This window comes from uncultured Brachyspira sp., from assembly GCF_949287625.1.
In the GTDB taxonomy this organism is placed as follows: Bacteria; Spirochaetota; Brachyspiria; order Brachyspirales; family Brachyspiraceae; genus Brachyspira.
Map to the genome: position 1 here is coordinate 1 of NZ_CASEGO010000085.1, position 13593 is coordinate 13593.

General features: G+C 28.7%; 14 protein-coding genes. 3 read left to right on the forward strand and 11 right to left on the reverse strand.

What is annotated here, in order from left to right:
• The first annotated feature begins 60 nt into the window (after nt 1-60).
• Together Q1X91_RS11665 and proB are read left to right on the forward strand one after the other, a co-directional pair.
• Nucleotides 61-1311, forward strand: a complete 1251-nt coding sequence (locus Q1X91_RS11665) for a hypothetical protein (RefSeq protein ID WP_300757598.1) — start codon at nt 61-63, stop codon at nt 1309-1311.
• Nucleotides 1312-1449: 138 nt separating this feature from the next.
• Nucleotides 1450-2595, forward strand: a complete 1146-nt coding sequence (gene proB, locus Q1X91_RS11670; RefSeq protein ID WP_300757563.1) for a glutamate 5-kinase — start codon at nt 1450-1452, stop codon at nt 2593-2595.
• Here proB and Q1X91_RS11675 read toward each other — a convergent pair.
• The 7 genes from Q1X91_RS11675 to pyk all read right to left on the reverse strand — a co-directional run bounded on the left by Q1X91_RS11675 (nt 2590) and on the right by pyk (nt 9370).
• Nucleotides 2590-3591: a DUF4931 domain-containing protein gene (locus Q1X91_RS11675; protein WP_300757570.1), complete on the reverse strand. Its 1002-nt coding sequence runs from the start codon at nt 3589-3591 to the stop codon at nt 2590-2592. The two genes, proB and Q1X91_RS11675, sit on opposite strands and share 6 nt — an antisense overlap.
• 7 nt (nt 3592-3598) lie before the next feature.
• On the reverse strand, nt 3599-3961 hold the full coding sequence (locus Q1X91_RS11680; RefSeq protein WP_012670232.1) for a response regulator: 363 nt from the start codon (nt 3959-3961) through the stop codon (nt 3599-3601).
• Between the two features lie 138 nt (nt 3962-4099).
• Entirely contained in the window at nt 4100-4891 is a 792-nt protein-coding gene (gene proC, locus Q1X91_RS11685; RefSeq protein ID WP_300757573.1) for a pyrroline-5-carboxylate reductase, read from the reverse strand.
• A gap of 100 nt (nt 4892-4991) precedes the next feature.
• Nucleotides 4992-5408 carry a PaaI family thioesterase gene (locus Q1X91_RS11690; protein ID WP_300757576.1) on the reverse strand — a complete coding sequence of 139 codons (417 nt, stop codon included), beginning with the start codon at nt 5406-5408 and terminating at the stop codon, nt 4992-4994.
• A 55-nt stretch (nt 5409-5463) separates the two neighbouring features.
• Nucleotides 5464-6243 (reverse strand): EFR1 family ferrodoxin, encoded by a 780-nt coding sequence (locus tag Q1X91_RS11695; protein WP_300757578.1) that lies wholly within the window; start codon nt 6241-6243, stop codon nt 5464-5466.
• A gap of 128 nt (nt 6244-6371) precedes the next feature.
• Entirely contained in the window at nt 6372-7760 is a 1389-nt protein-coding gene (locus Q1X91_RS11700) for a sodium-dependent transporter (protein ID WP_300757580.1), read from the reverse strand.
• A 176-nt stretch (nt 7761-7936) separates the two neighbouring features.
• Complete coding sequence (gene pyk, locus Q1X91_RS11705; protein WP_300757582.1) at nt 7937-9370, reverse strand: pyruvate kinase; 1434 nt, start codon at nt 9368-9370, stop codon at nt 7937-7939.
• A gap of 148 nt (nt 9371-9518) precedes the next feature.
• Between pyk and Q1X91_RS11710 the strand changes: the two genes are divergently transcribed.
• A complete protein-coding gene (locus tag Q1X91_RS11710) occupies nt 9519-10091 on the forward strand; it encodes a hypothetical protein (RefSeq protein ID WP_300757584.1) in 573 nt (190 codons plus the stop codon).
• On the opposite strand, the gene rsmA is transcribed toward Q1X91_RS11710, so the two are convergent.
• The 4 genes from rsmA to Q1X91_RS11730 are packed head-to-tail and all read right to left on the reverse strand — an operon-like array spanning nt 10088 to nt 13401.
• Nucleotides 10088-10936 (reverse strand): 16S rRNA (adenine(1518)-N(6)/adenine(1519)-N(6))-dimethyltransferase RsmA, encoded by an 849-nt coding sequence (rsmA, locus tag Q1X91_RS11715; protein WP_300757587.1) that lies wholly within the window; start codon nt 10934-10936, stop codon nt 10088-10090. The genes Q1X91_RS11710 and rsmA overlap by 4 nt on opposite strands.
• Nucleotides 10926-12653: a hypothetical protein gene (locus tag Q1X91_RS11720; RefSeq protein ID WP_300757590.1), complete on the reverse strand. Its 1728-nt coding sequence runs from the start codon at nt 12651-12653 to the stop codon at nt 10926-10928. The genes rsmA and Q1X91_RS11720 overlap by 11 nt, the downstream gene beginning before the upstream one ends.
• Nucleotides 12650-13084 (reverse strand): tetratricopeptide repeat protein, encoded by a 435-nt coding sequence (locus tag Q1X91_RS11725; protein WP_300757593.1) that lies wholly within the window; start codon nt 13082-13084, stop codon nt 12650-12652. Before Q1X91_RS11725 ends, Q1X91_RS11720 begins: the two co-directional genes overlap by 4 nt.
• An 11-nt stretch (nt 13085-13095) precedes the next feature.
• The gene (locus tag Q1X91_RS11730) at nt 13096-13401 is read right to left on the reverse strand and encodes a hypothetical protein (RefSeq protein WP_300757596.1); all 306 of its coding nucleotides are present in this window, start codon (nt 13399-13401) and stop codon (nt 13096-13098) included.
• Nucleotides 13402-13593: the final 192 nt, after the last annotated feature.

Below are 13593 nucleotides of genomic sequence, written 5' to 3' on the forward strand. Positions count from 1 at the left end.
CAGCACTATAAAAAGCTAATACCTATATCTAAATTTTTTTGCTTCTCTTGTTTTTGTATTATGTTAATTATTATAATTAGTTATAATGCATATTCGCAAACAACAAATACTAATAATATAAAAAGATACGGACAGTTATCAGCCTCTTTAGAAATGACAGCATACGGAAGAATGAGCGATCTTATAGAACAGACTGGAAATGAAGATACATTAGGAGTGCTTTTATACGGAGATTTGAATTATATAAAAGAATATAAATATGCTTCCATAGAGGCTGATATGAATCTAAGATTATATGAGCCATTATCCCATAAAGCAAGATTTTATAAGGATATGTCGCCTCCAGTACTCGATTTTTCAAAGATGAATATATTTGTAAATTTTAAATACGTAGGAATAAGAGCAGGAGTTTTAGAACCATACACAAAAAATATACCTATGACCTCATACTTCCCTACACTTTTTTATTATCATACAGTAAGCAGCAATAAATCTACTGTACTGTCAGGACCAAGAGATATGCCTATAGGATATGATACTCAGTTTATACCAAGATACGATACTGGATTAATGATAGAAGCAAATTTCTTTGGAGCATTTATAGGTGTAGGAATGATTAATGGTGAAATGGGACTTGATGCTAATTCTTCTAAAGGACTTATGGCTAAAGTAGCATACAGCAATGACTATGTAAATACTGGAGTAGCAGGCATAGTTACAGAAATAGGCTCTCAGCCAATCAAAGAATGGGGAGACAGCATTAATGCATTTTTTTACTTCAGAAATGGAAGAGATGGAAGATTTACTGTAGGAATTGAGGGTTTTTGGTTCAGACATGGTATAAGAGTATATAATCAATATTTCCCCGGTGAAGCCAATACAAATACACCTCATTTTAATGACGGATATTATACTGATTTTTCTGTACAGACATTTAATGGTGCAAAACCATATTATGGAATGAGCGGATTTATATTTTTCGAAGCCAGAAGATTATGGAAATTTGATATAACAGCACATTTCGGTATACATGATAATAATATATATTCAAATGCAGAAGATATTTATCAGCTTAAATACAGAGCTTTCTTAAGAATAACCTTTAATATAACCGATGATTTCAAAATTATGCTTTCTGATACTTTTACATATGATCCAGTATATAAAAATAATTATCAATATTATGAATTAGAAAATAGAAACCAAGTAGGAGTTATATCGTATAATGAAAAAAGCGGACACTATACAGTAGATAATGATTTTTATTTAGGTTTAAGCTTTAAATTCGGCGGAGTATGGGGAAACAAATAATTATAAAAACCAAACTTGTTACTAAATATGATTTGCTTTTAAATTTATTTATAATAATCGCATAATGTTATAAATAAATTTAAAATAATCATAAATTATAACTTTATTTTTTTATATATATAATTTATAATACCTGCTATGAAAAAAATAGATTTAAATAATATAAACAGAATAGTATTCAAATTCGGAACTAATGTTTTAAGAAATGATGAAGGATATATTTCCCTAGCCAGAATATATTCTTTTATAGAAGCTATAGCAAAATTTCACAGAATGGGTAAAGAGGTATTGATAGTTACTTCTGGAGCAGTTGGACTTGGAGCTAAAAAGATTAATGTTCAGGATTTGGACGAGGTAGCTTTAAAACAAGCATGTGCTGCTATAGGACAGTCTCAGCTTATGTCTATATATGAAGACGGATTTTCTAAATTTGACATAGTTACGGCTCAAATACTTCTCACAGAAGAAGATTTTTCAAACAGAAGAAGATATCTTAACCTTCACTCTACTTTAAATATGCTTTTAAAATATAAGGTTGTACCTATAATAAATGAAAATGATACTGTATCAAGCGATGAACTTAAACAATTATACGATGTTACACAAATAAGTTTTTCTGACAATGATAAACTCTCTGCTTTAGTGGCAAGCGAACTTGATGCTGATTTGCTTATAATACTTTCAGATATTAACGGTCTTTATGATGATAATCCTAAAACCAATCCTAATGCAAAATTCATACATGAAGTATTTGAAGTTACAAAAGAAATAGAAAATCTTGGTCTTGACGCTTCTAAAGGCGGAAGAGGCGGAATGAAAACAAAACTTCAGGCTGCTAAAATAGTTACTAGATCTGGCTGTGCCTTATTTATAGCAAACGGTAAAAAACCTAATGTACTTAATAATATATTTGAAAGCGAAGATAAAACTATATTTTACCCTGTAGAAGAAACTAATGAACTTCCTACAAAAAAAAGATGGATTGCTTATGCTACAACTATAATAGGAAAATTAAAAGTAAATGCAGGTGCTAAAAAGGCTGTACTTGAAAAAGAATCAAGCCTGCTTTCTATAGGTATAACAAAGGTAATTAACACTTTCAAAAAAGGCGATATAGTAAGCATTATAGATGAAAATGAAAATGAATTTGCAAGAGGAATAATTAATTATAGTTCTGATGATGTTGAGAAGATAATGGGGCATCATTCTGATGATATATTAAAGATATTAGGCTACAAAAATTATGATGCTGTTGTTACCAGAGATCATATAGTAATATTATAATGCATTTCGTAACTGTTCTGCAGCATCTTCTGGTGTAATAGAATTAATAAATACACCGCTTCCTAATTCATAGCCTGCGAGTTTGCTCATTTTAGGCATTATATCTAAAAACCAATGACTGGAGTACTTATATTTATCATTAAATACAGGTAAAAGAGTATGAAGCACATAATTAAAACTCACTTCACCTAGAAGTTTATATAGTCTGTCAAATATATTTTTAAGTATAGAAGCAAAATCAAGAATATTAGGACTTGAAGCGTATATTATGCTATTAGAATGCTGTTTTGGCATTATATATATCTGATAAGGAGACTTTGAAGCAAAAGGGGCAATGGCTATAAAATTATCATTTTCATATATTACCCTTTCATTAAGTTTCTTTTCTTCGGATATAATATCACAATATACACATCTATTGTTTTCATTATAATATTCAAAAGAACCATTAATTTCATCAAGCATTTGAACTGGTATAAAAGGAGTTGTTATAATTTGCGAGTGAGAATGCGAAAGACTTGCACCTGCTTCAGGACCAAAATTTTTAAAATGAAGACTATAGAGCATTCCGTCATTTTTACCCAAGTCTCTAAGTCTCATCATAACTGCTTTGAAAATATAGAAAAAATCTTCAGTTTGTGCATGATAAAAATTAAAATAATGATTAGGGTGTTCTATGATAACATCATGGAACCCCTTAGAACTGCTTGCACAAAAAAGAGTATTCTCTTTCGGCAATTCGTTTTGATGTGTCTCAGATATTATAGGGTATTTATTGGGTACTATTCTAACCTGCCAAATCTCTTCCTGTTCAGCATAAACAGTATAAACAGGGTCTGGAGTTTTCATCTCATGACCTCTGCAAAAAGGACAGCTGAGTTCAGAATTGGCTATATGCTTTTCATTCAAATTAACATAATCACTAGGCCTTCCAGTTCTTTCTGCTGAAATAATTACGGACTGCTTAGTTACAGGATCTTTACGAATATGAGGCATAAATTATTTAACCTATAAGTCTTTTTATCTTGTCCTTAATCTCTGTAAGATTGCCTGATTTTAATATATAACCATCGGCATTCCAAACAGAAAACTCATGTCTATAATTATTATATGCTGTACATATTATTATAGGCAGCTCTCTATGTTTTTCTCTAACTTTAGCTAAAAAATCCAAACCGTCCATTTTAGGCATTTTTATATCTAAAGTTATTAAATCAATATGAGGAGTACCTTTGTCAAGCATTTCTAAGGCTTCTTCTCCGCTGTCTGTAGATACTACATCATAGCCTTCATCTTTGAACTCTTCCTCAAACAGAGTTCTAATGCTTTTTTCATCGTCTAAAACTAATATTGTCTTCTTAGGCATATTTTTCTCCATATATCTTATATTGATATTATAATAATTGAATTAAAAAAGTCAAACAGAATTTTTCAATTTGATTATTATAATTTTATATATTATGACAAAAAAAGCATACTATACATATATATTATAACACAATTTTTACTTTTTTTCACTTTCTATAGACTTATTATAGCTTGCAATAATACTTTCAATAAGACCGCTTCTCATAGATTTTTCTTCAAGAACTTCAACTCCTTTAATGGTAAGTCCTGCAGGAGTACATACTCCGTCTTTTAACTGTGCAGGGTGTTTTCCAGATTCTAATACCATAGTACCTGTACCTTTAAAAACCTGTGCTGCCATTTCTATAGATGTTTTTCTGTCTATACCCATTAATACGCCGGCATCACTCATAGCCTCTATTAATATATACATAAAAGCTGGAGAACAGCCTGCCATAGCATTGTAAGCATGTATTTGCTCTTCTTTTATTACCTTAACCATTCCTACACGTTTCAATAACTCCACAACACCATTTTCTACAACTTTATTTTCTGCCTCCACAACCGATATAAAACCATTACATGTTTTTACTGGAGTATTAGGCATTATTCTAACAATTCTGCTGCCATTAAAAAGTCTTGACAAATCCCTCTTACTTACAGAAGCAGCAACACTAACAATAGTAGCACCTACTTTGATAGATGATGATATCTCTGCAGCTACTGCACTAACCATATAAGGCTTAACTGCTATAAACAAAATATCAGCCTCACTTGCCACTTTTCTATTATCTGTATAAACTTTTATTCCAAGATTTTTTTCAAGATAATCTTTTTTCTCCATTGTCTTTACGCTAGCTATGATATTGGTATACTCTATTCCAGACTTTATAAAGCCTTCTATTAAAGCTCCTCCCATAGCACCAGCACCAATGAACCCTATTATCATATTTAATCTCCTTTTAATATAATTTTATAATATCTGATTTTATAAACTCATAAAAATTACAAATAGTAAATGATATTTTGATATATTATTTACTATAAATTTAAGAAGGATCTATTACAAACATAGTTGCTATCATTTTAGCAAGCATATTATCCTCTTCATCTTTAATAACTGCTTCTACTATTATTAACTTTTTTCCAGCACTTAAAACCTCCCCAACAGCTATTACTTTTTTAGCAACAACAGGCTTTAAATAATGTATTTTAAGCTCAGAAGTTACAGTTTTGTATCCTTCTTCAAGAATACTTGCAGCTGCATGCCCGCCTGCAGTATCAGCTAATGCTGCAACCATTCCTCCATGCATATAACCCAAATATTGAGAAAACTCTTTTTTATTTTCGCATGATATAATAACTTTTCCTCTCTCTATATGCTCAAGTTTCATTCCTACAAAAGATAAAAAATCCTGAGAATTGAATCTCTTTTCAACCTTTTTAAACATCTCTTCATTAGTCATATTATTATAAACTCCTTTTACTAAAAATTATTTCTATTCTGCTCTATAATAACAATTATAACTGTTTTAAACAATCATTTATATGATATTGTGAAAAAACTTCATTTCCAAATAAAGTAATAGCTTTAACAGGGCATTCATTTACACATCTATAACATAAAGTGCAGTTGTGATTAGGAAAAGCTTTTTTTTCATCATTTAATTTTAAATTTTTCATAGGACATAATTTAACACATTTTTCACAGCCTATACATTTATTAGAATCTATTTTTAATCTATTACTAAAATCTTTATTACCTATCCAAGCTCTTTGCGATAAAAAACCTAATAGAAAATCCATTATACTAAGTCCGTCTTTAGAGGGTTTACCTTTCTTAAGCAAATCAGCAGTTTTTTCTATTTTTAATTTGGCTTTTTTTATCATATCTGAATTATATTCTATGGTTTTACATGCCTTCTTTTTATCACTTATAGCTTCAGGCATATTTAAATGAACTGAGCCTATTATATCAGCATTATATTTTTTTAATTTACGTGCCATTAATCCTGCACCGTCTCCACTAAACATATTCATAGTAGCTATTATAAATACTTTTTTACCGCTAAAAAAATTACCATTGTTATCAATAAATTCGTTTAATATTCTAGGAATTGTACTAAAATAAATGGGATAAGATATAAATATATTCCTATCATTATCTATTGTTTTTAATATTTCAATACTATCTTTTATTTCTTCTACAGAAAATATATTATAATCATCAATATAACATTTAAAAAAATATTCCAAACAATATTTGCTGTTTCCAGTGCCGCTAAAATAAATACCTATCATAATACCTCCTATTAAAATATTATCATTTTATTTTTTTATATAACAAAAGTATTTTTTTATATAAAAACAGTGCAAATATGAATAAACATATTTACACTGCATAAATCAAAGTTTATTAATCATTAACTTCAAATAAAAAATTTATATATATAATTAATAATAAACATAGCAAATAATATTACAGGAAGTATATAAGTTACATAAAATCTTGATATAGCTGGAAACTTTATCCCGCTTCCAGAATCAACTTCTGTAATAAAATTATTCCATCCCCAACCATATTTAGAAACACAGAATATTATTATATATATTCCTCCAAGCTCAACCAAATTATAACTTACTATAAAATCAAATAAATCTAGGAAACTTGTATTTGCCCCCATAGGCTGTATAAATGATAATACATTAAAGCCCAAAGCAGTAGGAAGAGAACATACAAATACAACTATACCAACTAATACAGCAGCTATATTACGATGCATTTTAAACTCTGACATAGTAAAAGCTATTAGATTTTCAAATACAGTTATAACAGTAGTTAAAGCAGCCATTGACAAAAATATAAAAAACAATGTCCCCCATAATCTAGGAAGATGCATAGAATTAAATATATTAGGCAAAGTAACAAATGCCAAACCTGCACCTTCTCCCGGATTCACATTAAAGGCAAAACAGGCTGGGAATATTACAAGCCCTGAAAGAAGTGCTATTAATGTATCTAATATAACTATTATTATAGATTCATTTGTTATAGATTTTTCTTTTCCTATATAGCTTCCAAATATTGTCATACTTCCTATTCCAATACCTAAAGTAAAAAATGCCTGCCCCATTGCTGCATATATTACCTCAAATAAATTTTCTGCTCCTCCATTAAAAATCTTAGATAAATCTGGAAGAAGATAAAACTTTACTCCCTCTATAGCACCTTCCAAAGTTACAGACCTAATTATTAATATTATCACTATTACAAATAATGACGACATCATAAACTTTGATGCTTTTTCAACGCCTGCCTGAAGCCCCTTAAAACATATTAATGTACCCAAAAATACAGCTATAAATAAACTAATAACCATTATTTTAGGATTAGAAAGCATAGTACCAAAAAACTGTGCCACACCGTCCGGACTTAATCCTAATGTAGCACCAGTTGCCATATAATAAGCATAAGTTATAGTCCAGCCTGTAACACTGGTATAAAACATCATAAGTATAAGACAGCCAAACATCTGAATATATCCTATTAAATGCCATTTAGAGCCTTCTTTTTCTAATGCTTTATATGAACCTGCAATATCTCTTCCTCCAGCACGCCCTATACTAAACTCCATTATAAGTATTGGCAAACCTATTACAGCTAAACATATAAGATAAATAAGAACAAAAGCAGCTCCGCCGTATTTACCTGTTATATAAGGGAATCGCCATATATTTCCAAGTCCTATAGCACATCCTGCCGACACAAGTAAAAAACCAAGCCTATTCGATAATTTTTCTCTTTTTTCATTATGCATATTAGCAACTCCAAAAAATTATTATCGATATATTATACAATATTTAAATATTACTTCAAGTAGTAACATGTAAAATATATATAATATATGCAATTTTTTGTTACAAACACAAAATTATAAAAAAGGATTACTAAAAATTATTAGCAATCCAAAATAAAATATATATAATATATAAATTAGTGTATAATAACTATACGAACACTATTTTCCTGCCATCTGCCCTGCCATTTACTTCCGCTGACAACTATTGCAGTATCTCCATGATTTGCCAAGTTATGTTTAACTATAGTATCTTCAAGTATATCTATTTGTCCGCCATGACTAATTCCAGAACTGAAGTTTAAATCCTCTGGCATAAGTATAGTATAAACATTATGACATATAGAAAGGCTATTACATAAATTAGTATCAGAAGACATAAATACTATAGGCGTTTTAGGTCTTTTTTTAGATAAATTTCTCACAGTTCTTCCAGACTTAGAAAGTGCAATTACCACTTTATTATTCAAACTATATGACAAATAAGAAGCACTATCAGCCAATGCATCATTTATTCCTCTATCTAATAAATTCATATTATCATGAGATATTTTAGTCATAGATCTTTCAGCAGCCTCTACAATAGAAACCATAGCTTTAACTGATTCTATAGGATAATCACCCGAAGCAGTTTCAGCTGACATCATAACAACATCAGTTCCGTCTAATACAGCATTAGCAACATCGCTTGCTTCTGCTCTTGAAGGTACAGGACTTTTTGTCATACTTTCAAGCATTTGAGTAGCTATTATAGTAATTTTACCCAAATCATTAGCCATTTTTAATATCTTTTTCTGCCAAACAGGAACCTCTCCGAATGGTATTTCCACTCCCAAATCACCTCTTGCTACCATAACTCCGTCAGAATGTTTTATTATATCTTCCAAATTTTCTAAAGATTCTGTATTTTCTATTTTTGATACTATTGATACATGCTGAAAATTATTATCATCTAAAATTTTCCTAAGCCTTATAACGTCCTCAGCACGCCTAACAAAACTCATACCTAAGTAATTTACACCATTTTTAGCACAGAATAATGCATCATTAATATCTTTTTCTGTTAAAACTTCGGTAGTAACATGAGCACCTGGTAAATTAATACCTTTGCTGCTTAATATAGTTCCTCCTGTTATAACTTTACATACTACAAGTTTTGAAGCCTCATCGCTTGATTCTACTATAAGCTGTATAGTACCATCAGCTATTAAAAGCATAGATCCGCTTTTTACATCATGTGCTATATTAGCATGTGTTGTAGGAATGATATTTTCATCATTGGTCTCTTTATATCCGCTTAATTTTACTATATCTCCCTCTTTTACTGCTATAGGTTCTTTTAGCTTTCCTATTCTTATTTTTGGTCCCTGCATATCAGCTAGTATTGCTACAGGTTTGTTCAATTCTTTAGAAACTTTTCTTATTATGTTGATTCTCTCTAAATGTTCCTCATAAGCCCCAAATGAAAAATTTAATCTGCATACATCTGCACCATTTTCTATAATCTTTTTTATCATATCTTTACTAGACCATCTTGGTCCTAAAGTAGCTATTATTTTAGTTTTTCTCATTCATATTTCCTTTATTTGTAATTTTTATTCCCATAAATCTTATATTATAAAATATAAAAAATTATACAGCAATGTCATAAAAAAATCTTTAAGATTTATAAAAAAATAGTTATATAAAATAATTTTTTTTACTTTAAAAATATATATTATGATATATAATAAAACAATGACTACAAAAAACACATATATAATATTTTTAACTATTCTATTGGCATTATCACTATATGCCTGCAAACCTAGAACTAAAACTATAATCTTTAATAATATATCAATAGATGTTCCAGAAGATTTTTCAGAAAATTTTTTGGGACAAGTTGTGGAAGCTGATAATAGAATAGAATATTATAATTCATACGGCGTGCAGAGAAAAACAGCAATATACACTGCAGCATATACAAAATATAAAGCTGCATATACCGGCATAATTAATTTAGAAAAAGCTAGAAACGATATAGTAAACGGATTAAAAAATAATAATGCTGTTCAAGAATTTGAAATAGTTAATGAAGGTCCAGCACAAGGTTTTGATAATTCTTATGAAATTTTAATGAGTTTCTATTACGGACCTAATAAAACCTACCACAAATCATTTTCAATGCTTCATGATGATGGTATACTACAAATAATATGTATGTACAATGCCAACAGTAAAAAAGATGATAGAGAAATAAACAACATTATAAAATCTGTAAAAATAATAGAAAATGACACTAATAACTAATTAATATATTCTTTTAATATATTAGAAAGTTTAATTACTTTATCCAAGTTTAAAGTTTCGCCCCTAATATTTCCATCAATACCTGACTTTTCAAATATTTCATCTATATAATTTTTATCTATATTAATATATGGAGAATTAATAAAATTATTTCTTATAGTTTTTCTTCTATTATGAAACAATGTTTTTGCTGCTGACTTAAATATATCTATCATATCAATATCAGCTTTTTTTGGAGTAATACTTATAATAGATGATGTAACTTTTGGAATAGGGTAAAAAACTTCTTTAGAAACATTATATTCAAGTTTTACATCTGACATAAAATTAGCAAATAGTGTCAAAGCTGAATAATTTTCTGTATCTTCTTTAGCTGTAAGTCTTTCAGCAAAATCACTCTGAACCATAAATACCGCATAATTCCATTTGCCGTAAGATTTTTGCAATAGCCATTCCATTATGGGGCTTGCTATATTGTATGGTATATTTCCATAAACATCATATTTCTTATCTGAATCTGATATATCAAAAGTTAATATATCTTTATGAATTATATTAATATTATTAAATTTTTCTTTTAGATGATTGTACAAAGCATTATCATATTCTACTATAGTGAGATTTTCTTTATATATATCTATGAGCATATTACTTAAAGCTCCAAGCCCTCCGCCTATCTCTAAAGAAAACTCACCTCTCAAATAATTTTTTGGAACAGTAGATGCTATATTATATGCAATATTTCTATCGCATAAAAAATTCTGACCTCTATTTTTATTTGGAAATATAGACTTCTCTTTTAAATATTCTGTTATTTCTCTCTTTGAATATAAATTATCTAACATCTCTCGGAATTCTAGCCATTTGGAATATTACAATCAATATCAAAATAAATGCAGCAGCAACAACAATAATCACACTAAGAGTAATTTGGGAAAGCATTACAAGAAGCATAGATATATAGCCAACTATTACCCTATATACCAAGCCAAACAATACAGTACCAACTACTCCAGTAACTCTATTATAGAGATGAAAAGTACCTGAAGAAGACATAGAAAGCCTATATCTAAATGAATAATACGCTATTATAAGAAATAATAATAAATATGTAATAGGTTCTATATTTTTAGTTATTAATTCAAGATTAATCTCTTTATCCGAATAACCAAATCTTTTAATTTCTTTTCTTAAAGTAAATAAATCTGATAAATTAACATACTTTAATTCCAAAGAAGTATAATTTTTTATAATATCCAAAGTACTATATGATATAGAAATAGGAATAACTAAGCTATTGGTATCACTATAAATATAATCATTTCTATTTGTATCAAAACGTGCTTTTAATATAATATTTTTATTATTATTTGTAGCTTTAAATTCTTCCGCTATTTTTCCGTATAAATAATTATCACAGCTTACAATCTTTAATTCATCATCAAGTTTTATAATAGAAACATCAAATATATAAAAACTATTTTTAAACATAGAACTGCTTGAAGATGAAAGTAAAGTATTTTTATCAAGCATTAAATTTATCCCATTATGGTTTAATGCAGATGTATACTGCAGTATATCTGGATTATTAATATATGCATTTCTTACCTCTTTGGCTTCTCTAATAAAGAAATCATATCTGCTTATAGAATCTCTAATAATAGAATAATAATTATCAACTTCCGCTATATTTGGAGCTTCCATATATAATTTGTAAATTCCATTATAAGCGTCCCATAATCTTCCATTCTCATAAAGAGAAATAACATCAGATAATCTGCCATACACAGATGCCTCTTCTGTTGTAGTAATTGCATACTTAGGTTTTTGATTATTAGCAATGCTGATTTTATTTATATAATACAAAGCCAAAGGATTATATTTATCCAAAGCAACAACCTGATTAAAATATTTAGATGCCTCATAATAATTTGAATAGCTGAATTCTCTAGTACCAAGTCTTATTAAATTATTGATATTGCTTATTTCTAATTGATGAAGTTTTTCATTCTCTTTTCTTTTTTCTTCCTGTATACTTTTTATTAGAAGAAGTATATTTCCGTCATTTCTATCATAAAATAAAGCCTCTTCAGCAAAATAAGCAGCATAATTTAAATTACCGCTGATAAGTTCATTTTTAGCTTTTTCATACGCTTCGTTTTTTAGTTTTAGTCCATACTCATAATAAACCATAGAATCTCTAGAAGCATTATGCTCTTTTACAATAGAGATAAAAGAATCTACAAAAGAATAATCATATAGTGTATAAAATACTACCAAAATGATAATTACAGTTATTGGGACTGCTATGACTTTTGATATATTTTCCTGATATAAATATTTAGCCTTAAAGAAAGCAAAATATACAGATAGAGATATTATATACGGCATATAAGTTTTATAGAATATTAAACTTATTAACATATATGTAAATAAAGAATAATCTCTGCCTTCACCTCTGGAATACAAAACATATATTATTAATATAACAGCTATACCTATAATACTCATTATTAAAAAATTTAATATAAGTCTAGTAGTAATGCTATGTTCTTTTTTCATGAGTCTACATTTTCTTCAATAACTTCTACTTCCTCTTCTATTATCTCTACAGGTTTTAATTTAGGCTTTTTCTCATAAATATCCTGCATAACCTTTTGAGCCAAAATTCTAGGAGGTAAAACTGTAAAATTATTTATAACTATATCAAAATATGTTAAAGCCTCTTCATACTTTTTTTGATAATAATAGCAGAAACCTATTTCATAATAAGCCCAAGCCACATCCTTACTATAGTTTTCTCTGTCAAAATTATCTATTATATACTGATAATAAGCTATAGCAGTCTTGTAGTTTTTATTACCAAATTCAGTGTATGCTTTCTCGGCTATTATTTTGGGATATCTCTCTTCTTCAACGGATATCTTAACCGCCGAGGCACATGAAGCTAATAAAAAAACAAGTATAACTAAAAAAACAAAACTTTTTTTCACTAAAAAATCCATTATTTTTTTATAGTATATACCTCATCACGAACAGGCAGACTTTTGCGTAAAGCCTTTAGGAAACTTCTTAAATCACCCATTTCCTTATAGTCATCACACTTTTCAACCGTTCTTCTTGCAACTGTAAAATACTTGTACATTTTTTCTTCGCCAAGTTTTTTACGCCATTGTTCCTGTGCACATTTAACTCTTAGCAAATATTGGCTGCCGTCTACTCCGCTTGACTTTCTAAACAATACGCAATATCGGCAGTTAGCACAATATATGCCTGTTTCTGACACTTGTTCATTTTGTTCTTCGCTCATAAATACTTACCGTAAATATATTTGTTTTAATTATTTTATGATAAAAGTATAACAAACTTTAAGATTTAAGTCAAGATTACTAATTTGTTAAAAATGTTTAAGAGCCATAGATATTGCACAGTTTTAGTTTAAAAAAAGGAGGTATTCCTTATAATTTAAATTATCACAACAAACAAAAAGGAATACCTATGA

Excerpts from the sequence above, each read along its gene's own strand:
- Q1X91_RS11665 (WP_300757598.1), top strand. The coding sequence starts at position 61 with ATGTTAATTATTATAATTAGTTATAATGCATATTCGCAAACAACAAAT.
- proC (WP_300757573.1), bottom strand. The coding sequence starts at position 4,891 with ATGATAATAGGGTTCATTGGTGCTGGTGCTATGGGAGGAGCTTTAATA.
- Q1X91_RS11720 (WP_300757590.1), bottom strand. The coding sequence starts at position 12,653 with ATGAAAAAAGAACATAGCATTACTACTAGACTTATATTAAATTTTTTA.
- Q1X91_RS11680 (WP_012670232.1), bottom strand. The coding sequence starts at position 3,961 with ATGCCTAAGAAGACAATATTAGTTTTAGACGATGAAAAAAGCATTAGA.
- pyk (WP_300757582.1), bottom strand. The coding sequence starts at position 9,370 with ATGAGAAAAACTAAAATAATAGCTACTTTAGGACCAAGATGGTCTAGT.
- Q1X91_RS11710 (WP_300757584.1), top strand. The coding sequence starts at position 9,519 with ATGATATATAATAAAACAATGACTACAAAAAACACATATATAATATTT.
- Q1X91_RS11690 (WP_300757576.1), bottom strand. The coding sequence starts at position 5,408 with ATGACTAATGAAGAGATGTTTAAAAAGGTTGAAAAGAGATTCAATTCT.
- Q1X91_RS11730 (WP_300757596.1), bottom strand. The coding sequence starts at position 13,401 with ATGAGCGAAGAACAAAATGAACAAGTGTCAGAAACAGGCATATATTGT.
- Q1X91_RS11675 (WP_300757570.1), bottom strand. The coding sequence starts at position 3,591 with ATGCCTCATATTCGTAAAGATCCTGTAACTAAGCAGTCCGTAATTATT.
- Q1X91_RS11695 (WP_300757578.1), bottom strand. The coding sequence starts at position 6,243 with ATGATAGGTATTTATTTTAGCGGCACTGGAAACAGCAAATATTGTTTG.
- Q1X91_RS11700 (WP_300757580.1), bottom strand. The coding sequence starts at position 7,760 with ATGCATAATGAAAAAAGAGAAAAATTATCGAATAGGCTTGGTTTTTTA.
- proB (WP_300757563.1), top strand. The coding sequence starts at position 1,450 with ATGAAAAAAATAGATTTAAATAATATAAACAGAATAGTATTCAAATTC.
- rsmA (WP_300757587.1), bottom strand. The coding sequence starts at position 10,936 with ATGTTAGATAATTTATATTCAAAGAGAGAAATAACAGAATATTTAAAA.